The organism is Bradyrhizobium sp. (genome assembly GCF_035570375.1).
In the GTDB taxonomy this organism is placed as follows: domain Bacteria; phylum Pseudomonadota; class Alphaproteobacteria; order Rhizobiales; family Xanthobacteraceae; genus Bradyrhizobium.
Genome location: NZ_DATMLW010000030.1, coordinates 24238 through 49606, shown reverse-complemented (window position 1 = coordinate 49606; position 25369 = coordinate 24238). Strand labels below are relative to the sequence as shown.

General features: G+C 59.0%; 25 protein-coding genes. 10 read left to right on the top strand and 15 right to left on the bottom strand.

All coding sequences use genetic code 11. The features are described 5' to 3' along the window. Positions 1-99 precede the first annotated feature (99 nt). The 6 genes from VNX23_RS03835 to VNX23_RS03810 form a co-directional block, all read right to left on the bottom strand. Positions 100-816, bottom strand: coding sequence for a hypothetical protein (locus VNX23_RS03835; protein ID WP_325627852.1), 717 nt, complete (start codon positions 814-816; stop codon positions 100-102). Between the two features lie 96 nt (positions 817-912). Continuing rightward, a complete protein-coding gene (locus tag VNX23_RS03830; RefSeq protein ID WP_325627851.1) occupies positions 913-1332 on the bottom strand; it encodes a YbjN domain-containing protein in 420 nt (139 codons plus the stop codon). Between the two features lie 133 nt (positions 1333-1465). Continuing rightward, positions 1466-2665: a tyrosine-type recombinase/integrase gene (locus VNX23_RS03825; RefSeq protein ID WP_325627850.1), complete on the bottom strand. Its 1200-nt coding sequence runs from the start codon at positions 2663-2665 to the stop codon at positions 1466-1468. A gap of 258 nt (positions 2666-2923) precedes the next feature. Then, the gene (locus tag VNX23_RS03820) at positions 2924-3163 is read right to left on the bottom strand and encodes a hypothetical protein (RefSeq protein WP_325627849.1); all 240 of its coding nucleotides are present in this window, start codon (positions 3161-3163) and stop codon (positions 2924-2926) included. 129 nt (positions 3164-3292) lie between these two features. Then, entirely contained in the window at positions 3293-4918 is a 1626-nt protein-coding gene (locus VNX23_RS03815) for a DHA2 family efflux MFS transporter permease subunit (protein WP_325627848.1), read from the bottom strand. A 38-nt stretch (positions 4919-4956) separates the two neighbouring features. Next, on the bottom strand, positions 4957-6174 hold the full coding sequence (locus VNX23_RS03810) for an HlyD family secretion protein (protein ID WP_325627847.1): 1218 nt from the start codon (positions 6172-6174) through the stop codon (positions 4957-4959). 152 nt (positions 6175-6326) lie between these two features. On the opposite strand from VNX23_RS03810, the gene VNX23_RS03805 reads away from it, so the two are divergent. Further along, positions 6327-7043 carry a TetR/AcrR family transcriptional regulator gene (locus VNX23_RS03805; protein WP_325627846.1) on the top strand — a complete coding sequence of 239 codons (717 nt, stop codon included), beginning with the start codon at positions 6327-6329 and terminating at the stop codon, positions 7041-7043. An 85-nt stretch (positions 7044-7128) separates the two neighbouring features. Here VNX23_RS03805 and VNX23_RS03800 read toward each other — a convergent pair whose 3' ends face one another. After that, a complete protein-coding gene (locus tag VNX23_RS03800; RefSeq protein ID WP_325627845.1) occupies positions 7129-7719 on the bottom strand; it encodes an NADPH-dependent FMN reductase in 591 nt (196 codons plus the stop codon). Positions 7720-8311: 592 nt separating this feature from the next. Here VNX23_RS03800 and VNX23_RS03795 point away from each other — a divergent pair. Next, positions 8312-9010 (top strand): ABC transporter permease, encoded by a 699-nt coding sequence (locus VNX23_RS03795; RefSeq protein ID WP_325627844.1) that lies wholly within the window; start codon positions 8312-8314, stop codon positions 9008-9010. On the opposite strand, the gene VNX23_RS03790 is transcribed toward VNX23_RS03795, so the two are convergent. Beyond that, on the bottom strand, positions 8984-9793 hold the full coding sequence (locus VNX23_RS03790; protein ID WP_325627843.1) for a substrate-binding domain-containing protein: 810 nt from the start codon (positions 9791-9793) through the stop codon (positions 8984-8986). The genes VNX23_RS03795 and VNX23_RS03790 overlap by 27 nt on opposite strands. A gap of 278 nt (positions 9794-10071) precedes the next feature. On the opposite strand from VNX23_RS03790, the gene VNX23_RS03785 reads away from it, so the two are divergent. The 4 genes from VNX23_RS03785 (at position 10072) to VNX23_RS03770 (ending at position 15150) form a co-directional block, all read left to right on the top strand. Next, positions 10072-12123 carry a methyl-accepting chemotaxis protein gene (locus VNX23_RS03785; protein ID WP_325627842.1) on the top strand — a complete coding sequence of 684 codons (2052 nt, stop codon included), beginning with the start codon at positions 10072-10074 and terminating at the stop codon, positions 12121-12123. A gap of 276 nt (positions 12124-12399) precedes the next feature. Beyond that, a complete protein-coding gene (locus tag VNX23_RS03780) occupies positions 12400-13314 on the top strand; it encodes a trypsin-like peptidase domain-containing protein (RefSeq protein WP_325627841.1) in 915 nt (304 codons plus the stop codon). A gap of 5 nt (positions 13315-13319) precedes the next feature. Then, positions 13320-13664, top strand: coding sequence for a S1C family serine protease (locus tag VNX23_RS03775; protein WP_325627840.1), 345 nt, complete (start codon positions 13320-13322; stop codon positions 13662-13664). A 265-nt stretch (positions 13665-13929) separates the two neighbouring features. Beyond that, positions 13930-15150, top strand: coding sequence for an ABC transporter substrate-binding protein (locus VNX23_RS03770; protein ID WP_325627839.1), 1221 nt, complete (start codon positions 13930-13932; stop codon positions 15148-15150). A gap of 11 nt (positions 15151-15161) precedes the next feature. On the opposite strand, the gene VNX23_RS03765 is transcribed toward VNX23_RS03770, so the two are convergent. Beyond that, positions 15162-16142, bottom strand: a complete 981-nt coding sequence (locus VNX23_RS03765) for a tetratricopeptide repeat protein (RefSeq protein ID WP_325627838.1) — start codon at positions 16140-16142, stop codon at positions 15162-15164. A 149-nt stretch (positions 16143-16291) separates the two neighbouring features. Between VNX23_RS03765 and VNX23_RS03760 the strand changes: the two genes are divergently transcribed. Together VNX23_RS03760 and VNX23_RS03755 are read left to right on the top strand one after the other, a co-directional pair. Then, positions 16292-16471, top strand: a complete 180-nt coding sequence (locus VNX23_RS03760) for a hypothetical protein (protein WP_325627837.1) — start codon at positions 16292-16294, stop codon at positions 16469-16471. A 235-nt stretch (positions 16472-16706) separates the two neighbouring features. Next, positions 16707-16865, top strand: coding sequence for a hypothetical protein (locus tag VNX23_RS03755; RefSeq protein ID WP_325627836.1), 159 nt, complete (start codon positions 16707-16709; stop codon positions 16863-16865). Between the two features lie 85 nt (positions 16866-16950). Here VNX23_RS03755 and VNX23_RS03750 read toward each other — a convergent pair whose 3' ends face one another. Further along, positions 16951-18543 (bottom strand): NAD-dependent malic enzyme, encoded by a 1593-nt coding sequence (locus VNX23_RS03750; protein WP_325627866.1) that lies wholly within the window; start codon positions 18541-18543, stop codon positions 16951-16953. Positions 18544-19039: 496 nt separating this feature from the next. Here VNX23_RS03750 and VNX23_RS03745 point away from each other — a divergent pair, with 496 nt between their 5' ends. Further along, positions 19040-19834: a substrate-binding domain-containing protein gene (locus VNX23_RS03745; RefSeq protein ID WP_325627835.1), complete on the top strand. Its 795-nt coding sequence runs from the start codon at positions 19040-19042 to the stop codon at positions 19832-19834. Positions 19835-19879: 45 nt separating this feature from the next. Beyond that, positions 19880-20719 carry a VOC family protein gene (locus tag VNX23_RS03740; protein ID WP_325627834.1) on the top strand — a complete coding sequence of 280 codons (840 nt, stop codon included), beginning with the start codon at positions 19880-19882 and terminating at the stop codon, positions 20717-20719. A gap of 319 nt (positions 20720-21038) precedes the next feature. On the opposite strand, the gene VNX23_RS03735 is transcribed toward VNX23_RS03740, so the two are convergent. From VNX23_RS03735 to VNX23_RS03715, 5 genes are all read right to left on the bottom strand, one after another. Then, positions 21039-22553, bottom strand: a complete 1515-nt coding sequence (locus VNX23_RS03735) for a class I adenylate-forming enzyme family protein (RefSeq protein ID WP_325627833.1) — start codon at positions 22551-22553, stop codon at positions 21039-21041. A 14-nt stretch (positions 22554-22567) separates the two neighbouring features. Further along, complete coding sequence (locus tag VNX23_RS03730) at positions 22568-22984, bottom strand: PaaI family thioesterase (RefSeq protein ID WP_325627832.1); 417 nt, start codon at positions 22982-22984, stop codon at positions 22568-22570. Between the two features lie 61 nt (positions 22985-23045). Continuing rightward, a complete protein-coding gene (locus tag VNX23_RS03725) occupies positions 23046-24062 on the bottom strand; it encodes a zinc-binding dehydrogenase (protein WP_325627831.1) in 1017 nt (338 codons plus the stop codon). Between the two features lie 158 nt (positions 24063-24220). Further along, the gene (locus tag VNX23_RS03720) at positions 24221-24760 is read right to left on the bottom strand and encodes a TIGR02444 family protein (RefSeq protein WP_325627830.1); all 540 of its coding nucleotides are present in this window, start codon (positions 24758-24760) and stop codon (positions 24221-24223) included. Then, the gene (locus VNX23_RS03715; RefSeq protein ID WP_325627829.1) at positions 24757-25353 is read right to left on the bottom strand and encodes a UbiX family flavin prenyltransferase; all 597 of its coding nucleotides are present in this window, start codon (positions 25351-25353) and stop codon (positions 24757-24759) included. Before VNX23_RS03715 ends, VNX23_RS03720 begins: the two co-directional genes overlap by 4 nt. Positions 25354-25369 lie beyond the last annotated feature (16 nt).

Below are 25369 nucleotides of genomic sequence, written 5' to 3'. Positions count from 1 at the left end.
AAGGCACCTCGATGGAATGCGCGGAAACCGGTGGTGCTGCCGGCTTGTCGGATGGCCGTCCTTATCCGCGCTTGCCGATCTTACAAGCGAGTCGGCAAACTAGCGCAGCTTACGTTTACGCGCAGCTGCCTTTGCCGACTCAAAACCCCAAACTTCGGAATCCAGCAGTCGAGTATCTACATGAGGGTACTCGGCCTGAAGTATACGCGCCGCACCTATGGTAGCTTCCTTGGCCTCTCGCGGAGAAACACTATCTACACCAGCAGCCTCAGCGACGAACCGCACAATCATTCGATCTGCCTTGACCATTTGGTTCCCAGCTAAGAGCGTAAAATAATCAAACGATATTCCTGATGACTGGCCCTTGATTTTCCTGATCCGGGCCTCTGCCATTTCAAGGTGTTCTGATTTTTGAATGTCCGAAAAACGTTCAATACCGGTCTCCCGCAAGGCTAGTGCGAATTGTCTGACGGCCTCAGCTTTCAATATCCCGCCTTTGGTTGAAGTCCTTTGCCTGTTCTCAAAAATAGTTTCCGCGAGCGCTTCGGCGGTAAAAGGTCGCACAGCCTCGACGAAATCCGAAACGGTATGTTCAAAGGACACACCTCGCTCGTACAACGGCCATTCTGGATTTTGCGCCTTAGCCCAACGGATTACAGTTTGGGTCGTACCCGTGTACTTCACACCTATCGAAAACACGGCGTCCACTATGCATAGCGGCAGGCTTGCGTAGAAATGCTCGGGCCGCAATTTAGCTTTAGCAAGATCAAGTTTATCTCGGGCGGACTCCGCCACCAGCTCGCTTAAACTCGCCATCCCTTCTCTTTCCACCTTTCGCGATTACCCCAATTTTAATCGGCCGCCACCGCAACTGCTTCATGGTAGTCTTTCAATATTTCTTCTCCGGATTGCTTAGAAAAGGCGGCAGCTCCCATCGCGGTGACGCAAAGTATCGAAGGCGCCGACTGCCACTCGGAACATATTGGCAATTTGTATTGGAGCTGCGGTCACTCCCTCCACGTTTACAGCCCATCGCCAAATAAAGTTTCCGCTGTCCTGAATTGCGAGATTGCCGTAACCCATAGCGTTGTTAAGGCCATTCACCAGGAAGGATGCCTCTTTCCCTCGTGATTTTGGAACAACTATCGGAGAAGTCATCGCAACTCGCATCACATGATTATTTTCATCAGTCAAAAGCATCAAGGAATGTATTTGCCCATCTATATAGATTTGAGTATCAACGAAATCAGTGTCGTCGGAACTGTCGTGATAAATCTCGTCTTCCCATTCTTCGATTTTCAAAAATTCCTGAAGTACCTCTTTGAGGCTCATGTCTTGTCCCTTTCGGTCGGATTATTTGTCGGGGGCGGGATCGAAGTGTCGATTTGAGAAAAGCGCATTCTAAGATTGCGTTTTTCTCGAAATTAAGTCTAGTGCCCTGGGCGGAAATAGGCTCAGCTAGTGGTTATGAGTTCCTGCGGCTTTTCTTCCGCAACTGCACAACGTTTGCCGTTGCGTTCGGCTCGCAATAAGCGGCCCACGCATCCATTAGTTTGCGCCGCTTATCCAGCGCATCGCTACGTCTGTACGCTTGCTCCGCCTTGTCGCCGATAACGTGAGCCAAGGCAGTCTCCGTTACTTCGCGCGGGAAGCTGGTTACGTTTCCGGCCCAGTCGCGGAAGCTGGAGCGGAAACCGTGCACCGTTGCATTCTCAATCTTCATCCGACGCAAAACCATCTCCATCGCCATGTTCGACAGCGGCTTATTGCGAGTTTGACCGGGAAACACGAACTCGCCCGTCTTCAGCTTCTCAAGTTTGCGGAGAATAGCAAAAGCGCGCGGCGACAACGGTACGCGATGCTCCCGGCCTGCCTTCATCCGGTCGGCTGGGACAGTCCAGATTTTTCTATTAAGGTCTACTTCAGACCACCGTATCCCCAATATTTCCCCGGATCGGGCCGCGGTCAGGATGCAAAGTTCAAGCGCCAGCGCCGACGTGGCGTCCCGCTCCCTTAGCTTGGCAATGAATGGCGCTACATCCTCATAGGGCATCGCGGCATGGTGGCCCCGTGCCAGCTTAGAGGGCCTGGGCAACAGATGATCCAGATGCCCGCGCCAGCGAGCGGGATTCTCGCCGTCGCGAAAACCCTTTGCTTTGGCCGCGTCCAAGACCTTTTCAATCCGACCGCGCAGCCGTGAGGCGGTTTCTGCCTTCATCGTCCAAATTGGCTTTAGTACTGCCAGCACGTCGTCGGTGGCGATGGTATCGACCGGCTTGGCGCGCAAGGGCGAGGCGTAGGTCTCCAGCGTCGATTTCCATTGAGCCTTGTGCTTCTCGTTCCGGAAACCGGCAGAAAGCGTCTCCCGGACGTCGTCGGCCATCTCGCCGAACGTGGGAATGCCGCCGTCGCGCTTGCGTTCATCGATGGGGTTGAGGCCCTGAGCAATCTTCCGCCGGGCACCGGCGGCCTTCTCGCGGGCATCCGCGAGCGGAACGCTGGACGCGCTGCCAAGCCCCATCTCTTTCGCCCGGCCGCGCCATGTGAACCGAAGCACCCATTTGCGGGCACCGGTTTCTGAAACGATCAAATAGAGGTTGCCACCGTCGCTGTATTTCCCCGGCTTGGCAGTTTCGACTTTACGCGCAGTCAGTTTGCTTGCCACGTCGGCCCCCGATCTGGCCCCCAAGTCAGTCCCCAAAAATAGCACGGCTTGGGGCGGGCGGGAATAGACGGTGGCGAACAAGAGCGAAAGATTAGTCTATATTTAAAGCGGAGTTGGAATTATAGGCGGGCAGTGGCGAACGTCAAAAATCAATAGTTAGTCGGACACTCTCTCCGCCAGATAGCGACGGCACGTCAGATTTGCGTCGCAGGAGAGGCTCCCGCCCATCCCGCGCCGCAGCCCATGCCGTCTGCTATGTCATGACCGGAACACGAACGAGTAGGGGTCCCTGAAAGGGCCAGTTGGCAGGCCATCAATGCCTGAATCGGTGCGCAAATCCGTCGACGCCACCCGGGCTTTATGGGCGATGAAACATTCATGGTCGCAGTAAAACCGCCGCGGCCGAATTTCATGCAGATAGCCGACGCCTATCGGTTTGGCGCACTGCGCACATTTTTCTGCGTGGGCCACTCTATCATTAACGATCACGAATTTCATGGACCATCTCCGATTTTAACGTAAGCACACTTTGCGCGAATCGAGCCTGCAATTGCGTATTCGAACGACACTCCTCACCCGGATCGAGCCTCTGGCCGGCTACCTGTTGTCAGATGTTGCGCGGACAAGTCAGTGAGCACCCCCGGCACTGGATCCCTGGGGTTTCCCCGTCAACATGATTGCGATGCCTGCCAGAACCAGTACCAGCGCTATCACGGCAAAGGCGTCGCTGAAGCCGATCACCAAGGCCTGGCGTTTGACGGCGTTGCCGAGTGCCACGATCGCCTGGTGCCGGGCATCGTTCGGGTCCGGCACGCCATGGGCCACGAAGTAATCGGTCAATCGTGCAATTCGTTCGCGAACTTCTTCGCGGCCAAGATGAACGGATTGACCGATGATGTTGGAATGAAATTGCTCGCGCTTGGTGACGATCGTGGCCAATACCGCCGTACCGATCGCGCCGCCGAGATTGCGGATCATGTTGGAGATGCCGGAAGCGGCGGCTGCATCCTGCGGCGCGACGCTCCCGAGACTGAGGGCGCTCAGCGGCGCCAGCGTCAGCGCTTGCCCGACGGCGCGGATGACATTGGGGATAAAGAACTGATCGCCGGAATAGTCGAGCGACATCGTCGTGTTCATGAATGAGCTATAGGCGAACAGCATCAGGCCGGTGAACGCAATGTAACGGGCGTCAAATCGCTGCATCAGCTTCGGCACCAGTGGAATCAGGATCAGTTGCGGTAATCCCGTCCAGGCCAGAACGCTGCCGATCTGCTCGGCATTGTAGCGCTGCACCTGACCGAGATAGGCCGGCAAGAGATAGACCGAACCGAACAGGGCAAAGCCGAGAAAGAATGCGGCGATGGTGCCGATGCCGAAGCTGCGCTGAACCAGCAAGCGAAGCTGGAGCAGCGGCTTTTCGACCAGGAGTTCATTTGCGATGAAAAGCGTGAGGCTGATGGCTGCGATGACGGCAAGCGTCACGATGAAAGACGAGCCGAACCAGTCATTCTTGTTGCCCTCCTCCAGCACCGCCTGGAGCGAGGAAAGGCCGATTGCCATGGTCAGGATTCCGAACCAGTCGGCCTCCCGTAGCAGTTCGAGCCGCACCGGATTGCGCTCGAGTGTGAAATAGAGTGCGCCGACCATCACGGCAGTCGGGATCACGTTGACAAAGAAGATGGTCTGCCAGCCGTAGTTCTCGGTGAGATAGCCGCCGATGGTCGGGCCGATCGCGGGCGCGAAGGTGACGGCAAGCGCGAACATCGCCAAGCCAATCGGCTGCTGCGGCTTCGGCAACTTGGTGAAGACCAGCGTAAACGCCATCGGGATCAGGACGCCGCCGAAATAGCCTTGAAGGCCGCGCATCGCAATCATGGTTGGAAGATCGTGGGCGAAGGCGCAGGCGACCGAGAAAGCGGCAAACAGCGTTGCATGCGCTTGGATGAGTTTGCGGAAGGAAAAGACCCGGCTGAGATAATCGGTCAGCGGAATGACCACGATTTCCCCGATCAAGTAGGAAGTCGAAATCCAGGAACCGTTGTCGACGCCGGTGCCGATGCCGCCTTCGATGTCGAGCAGTGAGGCGTTGGTGATCTGGATGTTGAGGATCGCCATGAAGGCGCCGATCATCGCCGCCATCACCGAGATCCACACCGCGACGCTGGCGCGATTCGGAGCGGCAGAACTTACGGCAGCGGCTGCAGTGCGGCGCGGGGAGGTTGCGGGAGAGGTCGAGAGCGCGAGGTCTGGCATGGCATCACCTTTGGTCTCTTTTTTCACATCCTCTTTCATCACTTCTGTGATTCGAGCAGCGCGATGCTGGACCGCGTGCCGGGATGCGGCACAGTTACGGATGCCGGCTGACGCTTTTGCGTTTGAATAGTCGGGATCACCGACATGCCCGGTCGAAGCTCGACGCTCGATGCATCCAGCGTGATCTTGACGGGGATGCGTTGCACGACCTTGGTGAAGTTGCCGGTAGCGTTGTCGGGCGGCAGCAGCGCGAATTCCTGGCCGCTTGCAGGCGCAAGGCTGTCGACATGGCCGTGCACGGGCATGCCAGGAAACATATCGACGTTGATGTCGACCGCTTGGCCGGCCTGCACGTTTGTGAGCTGCGTCTCCTTGAAGTTCGCAATCACATAAGCGCCGCTCGCGGGCACCAGCGACATCAGCTGAGTACCGGCTTGCACGAACTGGCCAGGACGAAGCGTCCGGTTTCCAACCACGCCATCGATCGGTGCGATGATCGTGGTATAAGAGAGATTGAGTTCGGCCTGCTGTCGCAGCGCGTTGGCGCGCGAAGCGGCGGCGATCGCTTGCGCGATTTCAGCCTTGAGCAGGTCGACCTGCTTCAGCGCCGAGGCGAGGTTGGCCTTGTCGCGCTCGATCGCAGCGAGCGCGCTGGCATCGCGTGATTGCGCGGCCTGGGCGTTCTGGACGCTGCCGTAGCCGGTAGCGGCAAGGTCGCTATAGCGCTTGTTCTCCTGCTTGGCGAAGGTCGCGGACGCCGTGTCGACGTCGAGCGTCGCCCTGGCGGCTTCGATGATCGACTGCTGCACTTCGAGTTGAGCCCGTTTGCTTGCAAGCGCGGCCTCCGCGGCCGCCACATCGGCTTTCGCCTGATCGAGCGCGACCCGGTAGTCGCGATCATCGATGCGGGCGAGCACCTGACCGGCTCTCACGCGCTCATTGTCGCCGACCAGGACTTCGTGAAGATAGCCGGAAACCTTCGGCGCGACGGTGGTGTTGTCGGCCTTCACATAGGCGTCATCGGTCGAAACGAGGAAGCGGCCGACCGTCCAATAATCCCAGCCGTACCAGGATGCGCCGGCCAGCACCGCAACGGCGACCCCCGCCAGCAGCAACCGGCGGAATCCACCGCTTTTTGGGGATTTTGCTGCCGGTAGAGCGGCTTCGGGCGCTGAAGGTGGCGAGGGGAGCAGTTCCTGGAGCGTGTCGGCGGGAAGCGCCGTTTCGGCTTCGAATTCAGTGGAATGACGGGTCATGGCAATCCTCTTCGGCTTAACCCCCTGCCGTAACTGCGAAATTCCCTTCGGCTCACGGCAAAGTGAATTAGGAAACTTGACGTTTTCCAAAATACAGCGCATATTGGGACTGTCAATGGAATGACAGTCATCATCTAAAAGCATGGCTCGATATGACGACGATGAAGAAGACCGAGGCAGAACATGAGAAGCCGTGCGCCGAGGTGCGGCGCGGCCGCGGACGGCCGCAGGCGCGATGCGACGAGGAAACGCGCGCCATCATCTTCGAGGCGGCAAGGCGCGAATTTGCGGCCGGCGGCTATGCCGCAACCAGCATGGACGGCGTGGCGCGGCGCGCCGGCATTTCTACCAAGACGCTGTACCGGCTGATCCCCAACAAGGCCGCGTTGTTCGAGGCGATGGTGACCGATCGCCTGGACAAATTTGTTTCAAGGATCCGGCTGCGTCCCTGCCAGGGTGCCAAAATCGAGCTGGCGTTGAAAGAGGCGCTGCTCGCCTGCGCAGAGCTGGTGCTCAACAGTGACGTCGTTGCGCTTCAGCGCATGGTGCTTGCCGAAAGCGAGAAGTTCCCGGAGATCGCACAAACCTTTTACACCAAGGCCATGCGTCGAACGGTCGCGACACTGGCAAACTGGCTCAGCATCGAAAAGGAGAGGGGATTGATCGCGATCGATGATCCCGAGATCGCTGCCGGTATTCTGCTGGGCATGCTCGCTTTCGAACCCCAGCGCGCCGCCATGTTTGGCCAAAAGCCATTGCCGGGCCGGAACGATCTCGAGAAGCGCATCCAGATCTGCGCGAAGCTTTTCCTGGACGGTGCGCTCGCGAACGGAGCGGCACCTTGTTTGGAAGGGCAACCGGTTCAATGATGGACAAAAACCGCGCGCGACGTCCCCGCGGGAAAATAGTTGTTAAAACAGCCGCGCTATTTGAAGACGTTCCTGTGCCACTTCGTCAAAAGGGAGGGTTTTGGCGCGCACGCTGTTCCTTTGCTGCGTCTGCCCACCAGGCAAGATCATCGGCAAAGCGTGGAAAGCTTCGTTCAAGCAGCGCTCCGCCGTCTCCGGTGGGCTTGCCGAATTCATCCAGCGCTTGCGAAATCTGTCCTACCGAAATGATGCTCGAGATCACGATCATCCCCATCTCCGACAATGTTCCATGCCAGAGCAGGCCGGCCCTCGCGCCGGCGAACCGACCGGCGGAGTAGCTCGCAATCGCGGCCGGACGCCAGAACCACTCTTCGAGAAAATGATCGGTGAGATTCTTCAGGCCAGGCTGGACACCCCAGTTGTATTCGCCTGTGACAAACACGAATCCGTCGGCGGCCCTGATCTTTTTCGCGAGCTCTTCAAGCACTGCCGGCGCTTCACCTTTCGGATATTCCTTGAACATTCGATCAAGCATCGGCAGGTTGATCGCCTTGGCATCGATTAGCTCGACGTCGTCGCCACGGCGCCGCAGCCGATCGACAATGAACTCCGCCAGGCGGATGCCCATTCGATCGGAACGATAGGAGCCGTAAAAAACAAGGATACGATTGCTCATCTAAGCCGCTCCATGACCAATCCAGGCGTCTGCGGTTCGCCTGCCCGGCGGCGCAAGAGTGAAAGGCGCCGCCGCAAGCTTACTACGGCAACGCCTTGCCTGCCTGCTCGTTGACGTGTATCCGGCATATCATTCCGCCCACTCGACGATCGGCGGGGCCGGCCGATGAACCGATCAAGACATGGGGGATTTCGGGGCTGGTTTGCCGAAGGACGTCGGCGTCGAACCTCGAATAGGGTTCCCCAGTTTTTTCTGCAGGGGAAGCTTTTGAAAAGACGCGAATTTGTTTTCGTCGGCGGCAAAGTTGCATCGTGGCCAGGCGTCTTTCGTGGGCAGCAGCCGAGCGGTCCACACCGAAACGCAAGGGTCAGCAAAGTCTGGTTTCTTGGCCTCGCTCCGAACGTCGCAGTGCCCTGGAACCCGACGACACCGTCGCACGCCCAGGTCGGGCTATTGCCACTTCGAGCATCGGCGGTCATGCTCATCGCCAACCCGTCGCGCGCTGGCTCTGACCCGGTGGTGGGCCAGGCCCGGCGCGTGCTTACGAAACGCGACCGGGCTGCCCGTTACCGAGGGATTGGTGCTGCTTTCGATGAATGACTTCGCGCGATCGCTCGGCGCCGCTCTCTCCCTCATCGGCTCTCTCGATCCAGAACTGCTGAACGTTGTTGCCTTGTCGCTGCGTATCAGCCTGAGCGCAAGTGTCGTCGCTCTCCTGATCGGCGCGCCCATCGGCGCCTGGCTTGCGATCTCCCGCTTTCCGGGGCGGCAGGCGATGATCGTTCTGACGAACGCGCTCCTTGGACTCCCACCCGTGGTGGTGGGTCTCGCGCTTTATCTCCTGCTTTCGCGGTCGGGACCCCTTGGGTCTGCTGGCCTATTGTTCACGCCGACAGCCATGGTCATCGCACAGACCCTGCTCGCTGCGCCGATCGTGATCGCGCTGGTGCACCGGCCGTCCACGCTGCTATGGGCGGAATACGGCGAGCTCGCACGCACCGACGGGTTGTCAACCGTACGCAGCATCGCGCTCCTATTCGCGCTCGGGCAGACGTCGCTGCTAACCGCCTTTCTCGCCGCCTTCGGGCGGGCCATCGCAGAAGTCGGCGCAATCATCATCGTGGGCGGCAATATCCGCGGCTTCACGCGGACGATGACGACGGCGATCGCGTTGGAGACCAGCAAGGGGGATTTGCCGCTGGCGCTCGGACTCGGACTGATCTTGCTGGCGCTGAGCGTGGCGGTCTCTGCCGCCGCCTTCCTGCTAGCGGGACGCGTTGGGGAAAAATAGCTGCTCGCCGCCGATCTTATAGCCAGCGATGGTCTCCTGGCCTTTCGGCGAGATCAGCCAGTCGATGAAGGTCTGGCCGTCCTGCGACTTCACGTTCGGATGCTTCGCCGGATTCACCAGCATGACACCGTATTGATTGAATAGCCGCTTGTCGCCTTCGGTCAGGATGACCAGATCGCCTCGATTCTTGAACGACAGCCAGGTGCCGCGGTCTGATAGCAGGTAGGCATTCGTTGATGAAGCCATGTTGAGCGCCGGCCCCATGCCCTGACCGATCTCTCGGTACCAGCCGCCTTTCGCAAGCCCGACATCGATATCGGCCTCTTTCCACAGCCGCAGTTCGGCTTCATGCGTGCCGGAATGATCGCCCCGCGAGATGAACGGCGCCTTCGCTGCCGCAATCTTGCGTAGCGCGTCGACGACGTCCTTGTGGCCGCCGATATGCGCGGGATCGCTCTTTGGCCCAACGATTACGAAGTCGTTGTACATGACGTCGAAGCGCCTTACGCCTTGCCCTTCGGCCATGAACTTATCTTCAGCGGGCCGATCGTGAACCAACACTACGTCGGCATCGCCCCGCCGTCCAATATCGAGTGCTTGGCCGGTGCCGACGGCCACGACCTTCACGTTGATGCCTTCAGCCTTCGAGAATTGCGGCAGCAGGTAACCGAACAGACCCGACTGTTCCGTGGAAGTCGTCGACGCGACTATGATGGTGCGGTCCTGTGCAAGGGCTGCGGCCAAGCAGATCAGAAATGTCCCGATTGCGACGATTCTTTTCATTCGCGGACCTCAAATCAGATGGCCAATAGAGCACAACCTGTTGCGCATCCGACAGATTTCCACCGCTGAGGGCATCGGCCAGTTGTTTGAATAGTTGTCTGAAATTCGACGGATTGGCGCTGGTCTCTGGCCAAGGGGGCGTCACGTCACCCGCGTCGTCGAACTTCCAGTAGCCTCCTCTCTCACCGACATTTGTAAATATACTTTAACTGTTACGTAACCATAGCGCAGCCATGCTCCAGCAAACGTCTAGGTTGAATAGTGGCGGGGGAACTACCTTGCTGAAACACCTGAAAATCTCGCAACGTCTGGCTCTTGTGGTCGCGATGCCGCCGCTAGTCCTGCTTGTGGGCCTTGCGGCATATATGGTTGAGGCAGCTTGGGCGGAGCGCCAGGAAATGGAAGTACTGGGCGAATTCGTCGGCGACGTCGCCAAAATCAGCCGGTTCGTTCATGAATTGCAGATCGAGCGCGGCCTATCCGCGATTTTCCTCAGCAGCAAGGGAGCGCAGATGCGCTCCGAGCTACTGGATCAGCGCAAACGTACCGATAGCGAGCATCAGGACACGGTAGCCGCCATGAAGTTACTTGCGGCAGTGGAATCCCGCGAAATACGGGACGCTATTGCGAATATAGAGGTTGTCCTTAAGTCTCGCGATAGTCGTCGAAATGCTGTCGATGGGCAGACAACGGCAGTCGGCGATTCGTCTGCGTATTATACGGACACAATTGCAAAGCTGCTCAGTCTAGCGAAAATGGCGGTCAACATGAGCAGCAAAGGTGATGTAACTACGGCGCTGTCGGCTTATCTGAATCTGCTTCAAGGCAAGGAGCACGCGGGGCAGGAGCGCGCGCTCGTCGCAGCTGGCATCTCAGGTGGACGTTTCGATTTACTCTCTTATCGAAAAGTTCTTGGGCAACAAACCGCGCAAGATATTTATTTGGCGGATTTTCTGTCTGGTGCGAAGGCTGAGCAACGCGATTTTTACAAGAGAACGCTGTCAAGCGAGGTTGTCGAAAGCGTCAATAAAATGCGGGACGTGGTAGTCAACGGAAGCCTCTCCGGCAATATGCCGGGCATCGACAGTTCCGCCTGGTTCCGGGCTGCGACTGGGAGAATCGACCTTCTCAAGAAAGTCGAAGACAAAATCGCTAACGATCTATCGTTATTGACATCCGCAAAACATCAGGAAGCCACACGAACATTGATCCTGCTGGCGTCAATCATTGTGGTTGGAACCTTGCTCACCGCCGTAGTCGTCCTTCGCATGGCCCGCAGTATCATACGACCCGTAGCCGTGTTGTCAGGTGCAATGAGGCTTCTTGCGAACGGAAACATGTCTGTGTCGATCGAAGGAGCAGATCGCCGCGATGAGATCGGCGGTATGGCCGCGGCAGTCGAGGTCTTCAAACGCGCCATGATCGAGGCGGACAAGCTGCGCGCCGAACAGGCTGCGGCCGAATCTCGCCGGGCCGCTGAACGGAAAGCTGACATGATGAAACTGGCGGACCAGTTTGAACAGGCCATCGGCGGCATAATCAGCTCGGTGTCGACCGCGTCGAACCAGCTCGAAGCTTCCGCGCGAACGCTCACCGCCACCGCCAATCGTGCCGAAGAAATGACGACGACGGTGGCTGCGGCATCCGAAGAGGCATCCACGAACGTCCAATCTGTCGCTAGCGCAACGGAGGAGCTGTCGTCATCCGTCAACGAAATCAGCCGCCAGGTGCAGGAATCGGCGCGTATCGCCGCCGACGCCACCGGCCAGGCGCGCTTCACCACAGAACAGGTCGGCGAGCTCTCGCAGGCTGCGGGCCGGATTGGGGACGTCGTCGAACTGATCAATGCAATTTCCGGTCAGACCAATCTGTTGGCCTTGAATGCGACGATCGAGGCAGCCCGGGCTGGTGATGCCGGACGTGGATTCGCAGTCGTAGCGTCCGAAGTGAAAGCTTTGGCCGAACAAACGGCCAGGGCGACTGGTGAGATTAGTCAGCAAATCGCGGGCATCCAGGCCGCTACCGGAGAATCGGTCAATGCGATCAAGGCAATCAGTGGTACGATTGAAAAGCTGTCGGAAATTTCCTCGACGATCTCAGCCTCTATAGAGGAGCAAGGCGCGGCAACGCAGGAAATTTCTCGCAACGTCCAGCAAGCGGCTCTTGGCACGCAGCAGGTCTCGTCCAATGTCATCGAAGTTCAACGTGGGGCAAATGAGACCGGCTCGGCCTGCTCGCAAGTTTTCTCTGCCGCCCAGTCGCTCTCAGGCGAAAGCTCGCGGCTGAGGGACGAAGTAGGCAGGTTCCTGACAAATGTTAGAGCGGCATGAAGCTTGATGGCGCTTGAACGAGCTGCCGCGCGTAAAGTCCCAACGCCAGCGAGCTTAAAATCTCAAGCAAATCAAAGGCAAAGTACGAGACTGGGGCTCGTTCCCACTCTCCCTCCGCATCATCCTTATCCCATTCAAATATCTAAAGTCTTCGTCGAAGCATCTGGCCTCGATCCGCAGGCTTCGCGCCAAGCGCGTCTGGGTTGAAGGTCAAGAAGTCTTAGACTCAGGTTGTATCCAGAAATAGACTCGCCGCAAAGTTGAGGAGGGCTGGTCATGAAACGCTGCGCGGCTGCGGTCGGAATTCTGCTGGGTACGATTTTGGCGAACCCGAATGCAGAAGCCGCCGGGCCCTATGGTTCGATCAATGTTGGAAACTGGAAGGGCGGGGCATACACAAACGACCAAGGGGATTTTTCGCATTGTGCCGCAGGCGCTTCATATCTCAGCGGCATCTATTTTGTGGTCGCGATCGACAGCAAATCCGGCTGGAGCTTGAGATTCGCCCATGAAAAATGGAATCTGGCGGCCGGACGAGCCTTCCCGATTGAGCTGACGTTTGACGGTCAGTCGCCCTTCAACGTCCATGGCGTTCCGGTCAACGACAAGATGGTCGTGGTTCCCATGCCGATCAACTCGGCGCTCATCGCCCAATTCAGAAAAGCGAAAGCCATGACTGCCTTCACGCAGGGGCAGCTGTTTCAGGTCAACCTGGACCAAACCGCACAACTGTTGCCAACCTTGGCAAATTGCGTGGCCAAGACCAAACAATTCGGCATCACCAATGCCGGTGATTTTGCCGTTGTCCTTCCCAAGCCACCGACCAAGCCGGTAGTCGCGGCCACAACAGCGCCATCAGCTCCCTCGGATGCAAAGCCCACCAAAACCATCGATCAGGCCGGGACCGGCTTCGTGGTCAGCAGCAACGGGCATATCGTAACAAACCAGCACGTGGTGGAAGGATGTGTCGGGGATATTCAGGGCAACTTGACCGGCGAGGCACCCGTCAAGCTGCGACTCGTTTCAAGCGACGAAACCAACGATCTTGCTTTGCTTCAGGCATCCGGCTCGTTCAAGGACGTCGCCACCATCAAGGACAAGGCGGTTCACTCCGGCGACAACGTCGTGGCGATCGGCTTTCCATACCATGGGCTGCTCACATCTGATTTTACGGTAACCACCGGAAAGTAAGCTCATTGAGCGGTATCTTTAACGACACGCGTTTTTTGCAAATAAGCGCGGCCGTCCAACCCGGCAACAGCGGCGGGCCGCTCTTTGCCTCCAGCGGTGAAGTCGTAGGAGTGGTTGCGGCAAAATTGAATGCGTTAAAAGTTGCCAAGGCTACGGGCAGCATACCAGAAAACATCAATTTCGCGATCAAAACGGGAGCGCTGAGAGACTTTTTGGATAACAGCGTGGTGCCGTACCAAACCTCTGACTCGAAGAATGACTTGAAGACCACGGACATCACGCGCAACGCGAGAGCATTCACCCTGTTGATTTCCTGCAAGGCAGAAAAAAAAGAGAGTGCGAAGAATTAGACCCAAGAATTGAGCAGGCCTCGGTCTTGCGCATGAAAGCATCTGCTTCTTTGCCGGCGAGTTTTTCTAATTTGATCTAAATCAAAACCCGCAACCCCAATCGATCCCAACCTCACGATGCCTCGTTCGGCAGGATGCGCTCCTTTTGGCCGAATGAGGGCAGAAGAATATTGGGTCGACGCGCAATTGCATGACCGAAAGGGCAACGTGTCTGCCTGGTCCCATTCAGCCTGTCCCAAAGCTTCGGTCGCAGCGAGTCCTGAATATGACGGCATTCGGTCGAACGGTACTGGCGCTTGTTCTTGCTCTGACATCATTGAGCGCCATCTCCCAGCGGGCCCGCGAACAAGGCGTGACCGACACTGAAATCCGCATCGGCAATATCATGCCGTATACAGGGGCGCTGGAGACCTTCGGCGCAATCGGAAAGGCCGAAGCTGCCTATTTCGAAATGATCAACCAGCGAGGCGGGATCAACGGCCGGAAGCTGCGCTTCATTTCATACGACGACAATTCCAACCCTTCCACCGCGCTGGATCTGACGCGCGAACTGGTCGAAAAGGATGGCGTGCTGTTGCTGTTCGGCTCCTTCGGAACGCCCGGCAATCTTGCGGCGCGCAAATACCTGAATGAAAGGCAAATTCCCCAACTTTTCGTTGCCTCGGGTGACGAGCAGTTCAGCAATCCGACGCTGTTTCCCTGGACAATGGGTTGGCAACCTTCATTCCGGGCAGAGGGGCGGGTTTACGCCAACTACATTCAGGCACTCTACCCCGGGCGCAAGATCGTTGCCCTTTGGCAGAACGACCAGTTCGGTCGCGACCTGTTCAAGGGACTGGAAGAGGGGCTAGGCGACCTCGCCAAGATGATCATCGTCGACATCGCCTACGATATTTCAGATCAGTATCTGGAGACGCACGTTTCGATCCTGAAGAGGTCAGGTGCCGACATATTGGTTTTTGCGGGCGTTCCGGCTAATGCAAATCAGGCAATCCGGATAGCGGCAGACCTCAACTGGCACCCCGTGTTCATTGTGAACGACATGGCCGCGTCGATCGGCACCGTGCTGAAGCCTGCGGGGCTGGAAAATTCGGTGGGCGTGATCGCGGCCACTTTCCTGAAGGACGGAGACGATCCAGCGTGGAAAGATGACCAGGCGATCAAGCAATGGCTGAGCTTCAAGGATAAATACTTTCGCGATGCCGGCAAGGATGACAGCGCGGCGCTTTATGGCTATGCGGCCGCCGAGACGCTGGTTGAGGTACTCAAGCGGTGCGGTGACGACCTGTCCCGCGAAAACGTCATGCTGCAGGCGTCAGCGCTCCAGGACTACAAGCCATCGCTTTTGCTGCCGGGCATCGGGATAAGCACCGGGCGTTGGGACTTCCAGCCGATCAAGAACCTGCGACTGGTGCAGTTCGATGGTCGGACGTGGCAACCGATCGGTGACGTGCTCGAAAATGCTTTTTCGGGTTCCAAGAAATAGTTTCCGCCACACTAGCGCTTCGGCTTCCAGTCTTTCGCCAGTTGCTGCGCTTCGCCGATCTCTGCGGCGCTCATGTGCTGCACGACCCTCTCCCTGTTTTTGATCGCATCCGGGTTGCCCTGCATTGCCGAGAGGTTAAACCATTTGAATGCCTGGACGTGGTTTTGCGGCACCCCTTGTCCCTGGGCATACATGAGACCGAGATTGTTCTGTGCCGCACGATCGCCTCGGTCGGCAGCGAGCTGAAACCATTTGACGGCCTCACCATAGTCCTGCGCCACGCCGTCACCGTCGTAGTACATCAAGCCGAGATTGAGTGGCGCCTTGAGACTGCCGTGAGCAGCGCCCAGTCGATACCACTTCAGCGCCTCTTCGTAATCTCTGAGCAGGCCCTGGCCGTGGACGTACATGAAGCCGAGGTTGTTTTCTGCGTCTGCAAATCCTTGTTCGGCTGCGAGGCGGTACCACTTCGCCGCCTCGGTGTAATTCTGCTCAACGCCTTGGCCGTGGTCGTACATGAATCCAATGGTGTTTTGTGCGTAGGCGAAGCTTTGATCGGCTGCGAGACGAAGCCATTTCATGGCCTCGGCAAAATCCTGTGTCACGCCTTGGCCCTCCAAGTAAACTAGTCCAAGATCGTACTCGGCGCCGGCGTGACCTTGTGCAGCGGCGAGCCGGTACAATCTGATCGCTTCCGCATCGTCCTTCGCAACGCCCCGGCCCCATCGATATCTGACGCCGAGACTGAGTTGGGCCTCGGCGTAGCCTTGGTCTGCGGCACGGCGATACCACTTCGCGGCCTCCGTGAAATCCTGCGCCACACCCAAACCAGCATCGTACATCATGCCGAGGTAGAATTCGGCGGCAGCGTTGCCCTGCTCCGCCAGGGGACGAATGAGTCTGACGGCGGTTTCGTCGTCGCCGCGCTCGTGGGCCGCTTTGGCATCCTCCAGCGGCCCGGCATTGCCGGCCGCTGCTGCGGCGGCCAGCATCGCCAACGCCGCGAACGTTGAGTTAATCCGCCTTGAATTGCGCTCCCGCATGTTGATCTAGATGAACCTCCGGGCCGCGGTCGCCTGCGCGGCTCAATTGTTGCAGGTATTCTCTCTAGCTCTGCAGGAACTGCAAGGGGAGGCTCAAGTTGATCGTTCAGATTTATGAAGTCTCGAGTCCGGAAGAGGCGGCTGTCTTGTGCGGTATTGGCGTCGACCACATCGGCGTGCTGGTAGGGTCCGGCGCCTTTCCCCGCGAGCGATCCATCGCACGGGCCCGCGAAATTTTTTCGACGATTTCGGCGCCGTCGCAAGCCTCGGCGCTATGATTCAAAGACAAGGACGGACAAGACCGATGGGAGCCATAGCAAGGACCTCGACAAGGTCAGGCGATTCGTCGAGCTCGCAAAGGCGTTCTAGAGCGAACGTGGCCGATGGCGCTCCGGCAGCCGCGCGTCAAGCGCGGTCGAAATACTTATTTCGCCCTTATACCGCAAAGACGCTGTTCGTCTGGAATTCCTATGCTGCGCCTTTCATATTGAAGCCAAATGGCTGAGAGCCGAATTGAGCGCCGGCGCAAACGAAATTCTAAAAGTCATGGGTGCGGACATGGAAGATTATTCTCGGGAGAATAGCCAGAATCCGTATTCCCCGCTGACCTGCATCGTGCTGCTTCTGGCAGTCGTTGCGGCAACCCAGCTTAATATCCATTCCCTGTTCTAGACCGGGGGAGGCGACGCGCCGCGGGCGTTGAACCGCCTGCTCAGCTGATCCAGGCCGCCAAACCGCCAAAACACCAATGCAGCGCTCAGTAGCGGGGCTCGAACATCTGTGACTCGATAAAGCCCATCATGTTGTTCGGTGGCGGAGCGGTGGCAAGTCCACGCTTGAAGGCGACCTCGGCAACCGCGGCCGCTATATGGGCCGAGGCTTCACGGATTCGCGGCAGTGCCGGATACAGGCTGCCCTGCTCGATATCGTCGGGGTTCACAAGGCAGGCAAGCGTTCGCGCCGCCGCCATGAACATCTCGTCGGTCACGAGTCTTGTTCCGCTGGCGATCGCGCCGAGACCGACGCCCGGGAAGATATAGGAATTGTTGCCCTGACGCGGCACGAAGGTCTTGCCGTCGAGTTTCACCGGATCGTAAGGGCTTCCGCATGCGAACAGCGCGCGCCCGTCGGTGTGCCGATAGGCTTCCTCGGCCGAGCATTCCGATTTCGATGTTGGATTTGACAGGGCAAAAACGATCGGCCGCTCATTGATCTCAGCCATCGTCTGCAGCACTTCGGGTGTGAAAGCGCCGCCGACCGCCGCCACGCCGATAATCGCACTCGGCCTGAGCGTTCGGATCGCAGTCAGGAAGTCGCCGACCTGCGCATGGTCGTGGGCGTAGCGCAGCTTGTGCTCGGTGAGGCCCGCGCGGCTCTTCACCACAAGACCTCGCGAATCCACGAGCCAGTTGCGCCGCAGAGCTTCGGCTTCCGACATGCCTTCCGCCATCATGGCGGAGACCACGAGGTCGGCGATGCCGGTCGCAGCTTCGCCTGCGCCTAGGAACAGCACTTTTTGCTGGCTGAGCTTGCCGCCGCTCACGCGCAGTGCCGACAACAGTCCGGCGAGCGCCACCGCGGCCGTTCCCTGGATGTCGTCGTTGAAGACGCAAGCCTTGTCGCGATATTTGTGCAGAAGCCGAAACGCGGAGTGATTGGCAAAATCCTCGAACTGGATCAGGACGCCCGGAAAAGCCTCGCGCGCCGCGTTGATGAACTCGTCGACAAACTCGTCGTAAGCGGCGCCCGTCAGGCGCTTCCGGCGCAAGCCGATATAGTAGGGGCCCTGCAGGAATTCCTCGTTGTTGGTGCCGACGTCCAGCATCACCGGCAGACAGTTTTCCGGGTGCACGCCGGCGCAAGCCGAATAAAGCGAAAGCTTGCCGACCGGAATCCCCATGCCATGGGCGCCGAGGTCGCCGAGGCCAAGGATACGCTCCCCGTCGGTGACCACGATCAGTTTGGCCGGGTAAGGCCAGTTGGCGAGAAGCTCGGCGATACGCCCGCGATCGTTGGCGCTGATGAACATGCCACGCGGCCGCTGGAAGATGAGGCCGAAACGCTGGCACGCAAGACCTACCGTCGGGGTGTAGATCAATGGCTGGATCTCATCGATATTGTCGCACACGACCCGGAAGAACAGCGCCTCGTTGCGATCATGCAGCGAATTGAGCGCGATATATTTTTCCAGATCATTGGGCAGGCTGCGCAGATTGGTGAGGACGCGCGCCACCTGCTCCTCCATCGAGAGCACGTGCGCCGGCAAGAAGCCGCGCAATCCCAGCTCGTCCCGCTCCGCTTCCGTGAATGCCGTTCCCTTGTTGAGCAGCGGGTCACGCAACAACGCCAGGCCGCGCGGTGAATCAACATGTTTCGAACTGGGCAGGGCCCGGACAGGTACGCTCATAATTGTTTCCCCCAGGGGCGGTTTATTTTAGTTGACAGCATCCGCCGGTTCGAGCCGGAAGCAGTTGACCAAAATCAAGGAATTGAACTCGATTTTGTTTCGAAGCTTCAACACCATTTGGCCCGAATTGGCAATTGAAAGCAACGCAGGCTTGGTAAACTCTTCCTTCCGGCTGGAAACGACATGAGGCGGGCATTATCGGGACAGTAACGCTCAGAATTTTCGCGCTGCGGTCGCTCTTCCCACCCGCACAGGGTTTTGCTGCACAGCACAGTGTGCCCGACAATGCGCGGCCAAATTCGGCTTGCGATATTTTCACCACATTTGACTTGCCTTTTCGATGTCGATCGCGGATGCGAGAGCATCCATGCACATTTCGTGCTGATCTGGCTCTTCGTTGTGCCAGGCGCGATGATTTCCGATCCGAGCGGGGGGTCCGATGAAAAAGCCGGTTGTTCTCTGGCTGTCCGTGGTCGGGTTGACCATGCTGCTGGTGGCGAGGCCGGCATTCGCCGCCGACGTGCAGGTGATGATCTCTTCGGGTTTTTACGGCGCCTATTCCGAACTCGGTCCGGCCTTCGAACGCGCGAGCGGTCATCATCTGGTCACGACACGCGGCCCATCCATGGGCGATTCTCCGGAAGCCATTCCCGCTCGCCTCGCGCGAGGGGAAGCTGCCGACCTCGTGATCCTGGATGGAAACGCCGCCGAGGAACTCGGCCGGAAGGGTCTGGTGCGTGCGGACGGCAGAACAGAACTCGCCCGCTCGCTGATCGGCATGGTGGTGCGGGAAGGCGCCGCAAAACCGGATATCGGAAGCGTCGAATCGTTCCGGCAAACGCTGCTGGCGGCAAAGTCGATTGCATATTCCGACAGCGGCAGCGGCACTTATCTTTCGACCACACTGTTTGCGAAACTCGGCGTTGCCGAACAGGTCGCGCCCAAGAGCCGGAAAGTGCGGGGCCCACCATCCGGGGAGCCGGTGGCAGCGGTTGTCGCGCGCGGCGAAGCCGAGATCGGTTTCCAGCAGGTGAGCGAGCTGATCCATGTTGGCGGTGTCAGCTTCGTCGGCACGATTCCGGCCGAACTTCAGCCAAGATTTTCCTTTGCCGGTGCGCTGACGAGCACGGTGCGCCAACCAGAGGCCGCGGCCGGGCTGATCCGGTTCCTCGCTTCGCCCGAAGCGGCGCCGGTGATCCGGAAGGCCGGTCTGGCGCCGCCTGGTGGACCATAGGATTCGATCTGTTTTGATCGCCGTAAACTTGTCGAAACCCCAGTCATGACATTCGCGCTCGACCATCTCGTCGTCAACGTCCTGTTCGACATGGATCGCGCAGAGACAATGATGTCGCAGCTCGGTTTCACGGTGACGCCGCGAGGCTATCACTCGCTCGGCTCGATCAACCATTTGATGATTTTCGAGGGCCATTATCTCGAGCTGGTCGGCCTGCCTTCGGCAGCGGATGTTCTGCGCAAGGACCTGCTCGACAGCCCGCGCGGTGTTAACGGCCTGGTGTTCAAGGCGAACGATATCGATACTTGCGCAAGCAGCTTGCGGCTAAGCGGCCTTGCCATGCTCGAGCCGCAGAGCTTTTCCCGCCCCGTTACCATCGATGGCGTCGAGCAGCTTGCGCGATTTCGGACGGTTCGGACGGCGCCGGAGCTTTTCGAGGCGGGGCGGGTTTATTACTGCCAGCATTGCACGCCGGAACTGGTCTGGCACCGGCCGTGGATGACGCACGTCAATGGCTGCTCGGCCTTAAGCGAACTTGTCGTGGTGACAGACGCGATCGAAGCCGATGCGTCGCGCTATGCAAAGGCGGCTCAGGCCCGCGCAGAAAAGCAAGGCAGCGAGGTCTGGACCATTGATCTGGCGAGCGGCTTCCGCCTCACCTTGATGTCGCCCGCGCGCTACGTCGAACGTTATGGTGAGTGCGGTGTCAACGGCAACGGCCGGCGCAGCTTCTTTGGCGCCGTCGTGTTTAAGACCCCCGACGTTGGTCGTGTCGGCGGTATTGCCGCGTCCATTCCTGGACTGCGCATGGGCGAGGGCGCAAACTCGCTGCTCTTGCTTATTCCCTTCCTCAACACGTTGTTCGAATTTCGAAGCGATCGTTAGCGAATGATGAAATTGGGTTGCGCTGTAATTACGACGAAGGTGCGCTCCCTCTCTCCCACGCAACCGGGGTTTACCCCGGTTGCGCATTGTGAGCTGGCGCAAGTCGGGCAAGCCACGACTTGCGGCGGGAGAGGGTTGGGGTGAGGGGGTGCGGGCGCTCGTAAGGGCATGGCCCCTCACCCGATCTGCACCGGACGATGCTTCGCATCGCCAGGAGCAAATCGACCCCCCCACCGGGGAGAGGTGAATCGAGTCTGCGGCACGAAACGATTCAAGCTCAATCATCCCGTTCCAGTTTGGACGCGCCCACCTGATCAGGCTAGGGCGCACTTGCGCGCTTCGACTTGCTTGCCGCCAGCTTTCGCAACGCGTTGCGGTCAAGCTTGTTGGTCGAAGCCAGAGGAAGGCTGTCGACGAACCAGATCGAGCGCGGGTGTTGATAGGCGGGCGCGTTCGCGAGCGCGTAGGTCTTCAGCGTGCTCTCGTCAAGGTGGCTGCCTTTGCCTTTGACCACGAACGCCACGGGCCTGGTGCCCTTGATTTCGTCGTCCACCGGCACGACGCAGGCCTGGATGACGTCGGGATGGGTTTCCAGCATCTTCTCGACTTCGCTCGGAAAGATATTTTCGCCGCCGCTGACGAACATGTCGTCAGTGCGCCCGACAAAAAAATAAAAATCGTTCTCGTCGCGGCGAAACACGTCGCCGGTGACGTAGAAGCCATCGCTGGTGATGGGCGAGGGCACATCGGGACGATTGTGATACCCATTCATCAGCGCCGGGCTTTTCATTTCGAGGATGCCGAGATCGGAAGGCTGGCTATCCTCTCCGACCAACCGCAACTGCACTTTGCGATGCGGATAGCCGACCGACATTTCCGGCTGCGGCAACCCTTTCGGATGCGGCCCAAACACAACCGGGCCGGCTTCGGTCGTACCGTAGGCGTTGGTGACGGCCGCCTTCGGAAGCACGCGGTGGATCGCCGCCATCAGGCTTTGATTGACCGGAGCCGAACCCATGCGCAGGAACTCCACGCTGGAGAGGTCGGTTGCGGCGAGCCTTTCCTTGTCGTTGAGCATCATCGCGATCATCGGCGGAACGGCGGTAAGCCATGTGCAGCGATAATCCTCGATGGCTTTCAGGTAGAGCCGCGTCGTGAACTGCGGCAGCAAAATCACGGTAGCGTGCGACGCGTGCGCGAACTCGCTCATGGCAAGCGCGTTCATGTGGTACAGCGGGGCCGCGATCAGGAAGCGATGGCGGCTCAGATCCCGATCGGCCATGCGTGTCTGGACCACCCAGATATGGCTCTGGTGCGAAAGCACCACGCCCTTGGGGCGCCCTGTCGAGCCTGACGTGTAAAGAAACATCGCCGGTTCGCCGTTCGTCGCCGTGACCGCAGAGAACGGTCCCGGCTTTACGAACTCGGTAAATTCTTCGGCATCGAAGCGAATGCGCGGCAAATCCGTTGGCGCGCTGTCGAAGCGTTGCGCGTCGCAAAAGACGAGCTTGGCGCCGGAATCGCGAATGATGTAATCGATGGTGGCGGGCGGGAATTTGAAATTGACGGGAACGGCCACGAAGCCGGCGCGCATGATGCCGTGCAGGGCTGTAAGGTATTCGAAGCGATTGGCCGACAGGATCGCGACCCGATCCCCGCGCCTCACGCCCCGCACCGAGAGAGACCGCCCCACCGCATTGGCCTCGCCTTCGAAATCGCGGTAACTGAAGCGACGCTCCCGCCCGCTGCCGAGGTCGACGATGGCGACCTTGTCGAGATCGCGGTCGGCCGCAGTCAACGCTCCCAGATTCGAAAACGCGGGGATACCGGACACGACCCTTATCTCTGTCAGGCTGGTGGTGTTGTCAGATAGGTCCCCCGCCCGCTGGCCAGCAGACGCCCCTCCTTGTCGAACACGCGCGCTTCCGCCACCGAGAACTGCTTGCCGAAATGCACGATTTGCCCACGGATCGTCAGCACACCGGGCATGGCCGCGCGATGATAGTCGACGCGCAAATCGACCGTCGGAACGCCGCGGCCGGTCCTGGAGACCATGGCCCAATCAGCTGCGAGATCGACCAGCGCCGCGAGAATGCCGCCATGGGTGTAGCCGCGCTCCGGGTTGACGACCCATTCCTCGCGCCACGCCGCCGTCAGTTCGATGCTGCCCTCGCCCACGGCAATCACTTTCAAACCCAGCCATTGATGATAAGGAGCGCGCGACAACAGCTTTTGGACGTTTTCGATGCTCGGAACTTGGCTCATGTGTTGAAAAAACCTCGTTTGACTTCGAAGGCTGCGGACGCAACCATGGTCACCCCGGCCATCACGGCACGACGACGACCTTGCCGATCACCTCGCGATCGCGGATCAGTCGTAGCCCCTCCGCCGCCTTTTCAAGCGGCAGCACCTCGTCGATGACAGGCCTGATCTTCTTTTCCACGATCATGTTCATGAGATCGGTCAAATTATCCTCGTAAAAACTGTTCGAGCCGATCACCTTTAGCTCAAAACTCCAGATATAACGCAGATCCTCCTTCGGATCATGACCGGCGGTCGCACCGCAGACGAGCAGGCTTCCGCCGCGCTTGAGGCATCGCAGCGACGGCACCCAGGTTTCTCCGCCCGTGAAGTTGATGACGACGTCGACGCCGCCATCGTAGCTGCGCCGTTGCGGCTTGCCGTATTTCTCGATCGCCCATTTCGAGAAATCGACTTCCTTGTAGTTGATGGTCTCGTCGGCGCCGAGTGCCTTGAGCTTTGCCATTTTCCCGGCGCTGCTCGCGCAGGCGATGACTTCGGCGCCGAGTAGCTTGCTCAGAATGACGCAGCCGGTGCCGACCCCGCCGCTCGCGCCCAGAATCAGAACGCGATCGCCCTTGCGGATCGTCTTGTGGGTGATCAGCATGCGGTGGGCGGTGCCGTAGGCCACCGGCAGAGAGGCTGCTTCCTCGAAGCTGACAGCGTCAGGCATGGCAATGAGCTGGTCGGCATCGACAAGGCAATATTCGGCCATCCCGCCGTCGAGCATCTCGCCCATCAGGCCCTTTTTCTTGTTGAGCGGATTGACGAGGACGCGGCTACCGATCTTCCACCCCGATACGCCGTCGCCGATTTCGACAATCTCGCCCGCCATATCGAGACCAATCACGACAGGCAGCGGTACCTTGATCCCCGGCATGCCCTTGACCGTGAACACGTCGTGATAGTTGAAGGAGGAGGCGCGGACGCGGATCACAACCGTTCCAGGCCTGGCCTTCGGCTTCGCGTGATCTTTCACCAGTTGCAGATTTTCCAACCCGCCATGTTGGCGCAGAACCAGCGCCCTCATCGTTTCTGACATTATCTCTTCCAGTTCAATATCTCTTGCTGTTCAATGACAGGCCGGCCTTCGGATTCGGCGCGAGTCCATGCAAGTTCGGGCCCCGCCGACACGCCACTTTGCTGAGAGAACCCCTAATATCAAGCGGAGTTCATCGCAACCCTCCCATTCGGGTGGGCTCAGCGTGCCGCTTGCATCGCGGCGTCGACGATTTTGTCGATCGGCGGAAAAAGATCGGCATTCGGCTTGCTTGCGCGCTTGTCGACAAAGAGCGTAACGACGCAGCCGAGGACGGTATGAACTTCTTCCGCCGTCACGACGTGGGCCTTGGGCGGTCTCTGCGGCAGGCGCTCCACCAGCAGCTGGTTCTGCAACCGCTCGGCCGCGAGCTCGACCGTCTTGATCTTTGAGCGGAATTGCTCGGTCTCTCTATTTGGCGCCGGCAAGGGACCGGACTTCAATCCCGAACGGATCGCACGGAGTGGCCAGACGATCTGCTCGCGCCAGTGACGGCAAGCTTCATCCAGCTCGCGGATTTCGGCAGGCGTCAGCAGAAGGCGAAGCTTGACGGCGGTGAAAGCGATCACGAGCAGCATCATGACGTCGACGCCGGCCTCGTTTTGCAGGTTCAAACAGGCGTCGGCGACCCCTGGCCTGGCGTAGATGTCGACGGCGAAGGCCCAGCTGTCCGCTTCCAGTTCGGACCGCGACGGCCTCATGAATCGCCGTTCTTGATCGAATGCAATCCGCTCCAGCGACTGACCGCCCCCGTCTCGATGTCGAACAGGTCGAGCACCCGTCCGAGCGTATGGTCAACCATCTGTTCCAGGCTTTCGGGGCGGGCATAGAATGCTGGCACGGGCGGATAGATGATCGCGCCGATTTCAGTGGCCGCGGTCATGGAACGGAGGTGACCAAGGTGGAGCGGGGCTTCGCGAACGATCAGGACAAGACGCCGCCGTTCCTTGAGCACGACATCAGCGGCACGGGTGAGCAAGGACGAAGTGACGCTTGAAGCGATCTCGGCGAGGCTTCGCATCGAACAGGGTGCGATCACCATGCCCATGGTCCTGAACGAACCGGAGGATATCGACGCGCCGACGTTGTCGACCTGGTGCACGACATCGGCCAACGCTGAAACATCCGCGACGCCAAGATCCGTCTCCTGGGTCAGCGTGATCTTCGCCGAGCGGCTCATCACCAGATGCGCCTCGACGTCGGTTGCCTGCAATAACCGCAACAGCCGGACGCCATAGATAGCTCCGGATGCGCCGGTCATTCCGACAATCAATCGGCGCGGATGCGAGTTCATCGGAATAGCCAGTTTC

Bases quoted from the DNA above. Each gene is read 5' to 3' on its own strand.
- VNX23_RS03835 (WP_325627852.1), bottom strand. From the start codon at position 816: ATGGCGAGTTTAAGCGAGCTGGTGGCGGAGTCCGCCCGAGATAAACTT.
- VNX23_RS03830 (WP_325627851.1), bottom strand. From the start codon at position 1,332: ATGAGCCTCAAAGAGGTACTTCAGGAATTTTTGAAAATCGAAGAATGG.
- VNX23_RS03820 (WP_325627849.1), bottom strand. From the start codon at position 3,163: ATGAAATTCGTGATCGTTAATGATAGAGTGGCCCACGCAGAAAAATGT.
- VNX23_RS03815 (WP_325627848.1), bottom strand. From the start codon at position 4,918: ATGCCAGACCTCGCGCTCTCGACCTCTCCCGCAACCTCCCCGCGCCGC.
- VNX23_RS03810 (WP_325627847.1), bottom strand. From the start codon at position 6,174: ATGACCCGTCATTCCACTGAATTCGAAGCCGAAACGGCGCTTCCCGCC.
- VNX23_RS03805 (WP_325627846.1), top strand. From the start codon at position 6,327: ATGACGACGATGAAGAAGACCGAGGCAGAACATGAGAAGCCGTGCGCC.
- VNX23_RS03800 (WP_325627845.1), bottom strand. From the start codon at position 7,719: ATGAGCAATCGTATCCTTGTTTTTTACGGCTCCTATCGTTCCGATCGA.
- VNX23_RS03795 (WP_325627844.1), top strand. From the start codon at position 8,312: ATGAATGACTTCGCGCGATCGCTCGGCGCCGCTCTCTCCCTCATCGGC.
- VNX23_RS03790 (WP_325627843.1), bottom strand. From the start codon at position 9,793: ATGAAAAGAATCGTCGCAATCGGGACATTTCTGATCTGCTTGGCCGCA.
- VNX23_RS03780 (WP_325627841.1), top strand. From the start codon at position 12,400: ATGAAACGCTGCGCGGCTGCGGTCGGAATTCTGCTGGGTACGATTTTG.
- VNX23_RS03770 (WP_325627839.1), top strand. From the start codon at position 13,930: ATGACGGCATTCGGTCGAACGGTACTGGCGCTTGTTCTTGCTCTGACA.
- VNX23_RS03765 (WP_325627838.1), bottom strand. From the start codon at position 16,142: ATGCTGGCCGCCGCAGCAGCGGCCGGCAATGCCGGGCCGCTGGAGGAT.
- VNX23_RS03745 (WP_325627835.1), top strand. From the start codon at position 19,040: ATGAAAAAGCCGGTTGTTCTCTGGCTGTCCGTGGTCGGGTTGACCATG.
- VNX23_RS03740 (WP_325627834.1), top strand. From the start codon at position 19,880: ATGACATTCGCGCTCGACCATCTCGTCGTCAACGTCCTGTTCGACATG.
- VNX23_RS03730 (WP_325627832.1), bottom strand. From the start codon at position 22,984: ATGAGCCAAGTTCCGAGCATCGAAAACGTCCAAAAGCTGTTGTCGCGC.
- VNX23_RS03725 (WP_325627831.1), bottom strand. From the start codon at position 24,062: ATGTCAGAAACGATGAGGGCGCTGGTTCTGCGCCAACATGGCGGGTTG.
- VNX23_RS03720 (WP_325627830.1), bottom strand. From the start codon at position 24,760: ATGAGGCCGTCGCGGTCCGAACTGGAAGCGGACAGCTGGGCCTTCGCC.
- VNX23_RS03715 (WP_325627829.1), bottom strand. From the start codon at position 25,353: ATGAACTCGCATCCGCGCCGATTGATTGTCGGAATGACCGGCGCATCC.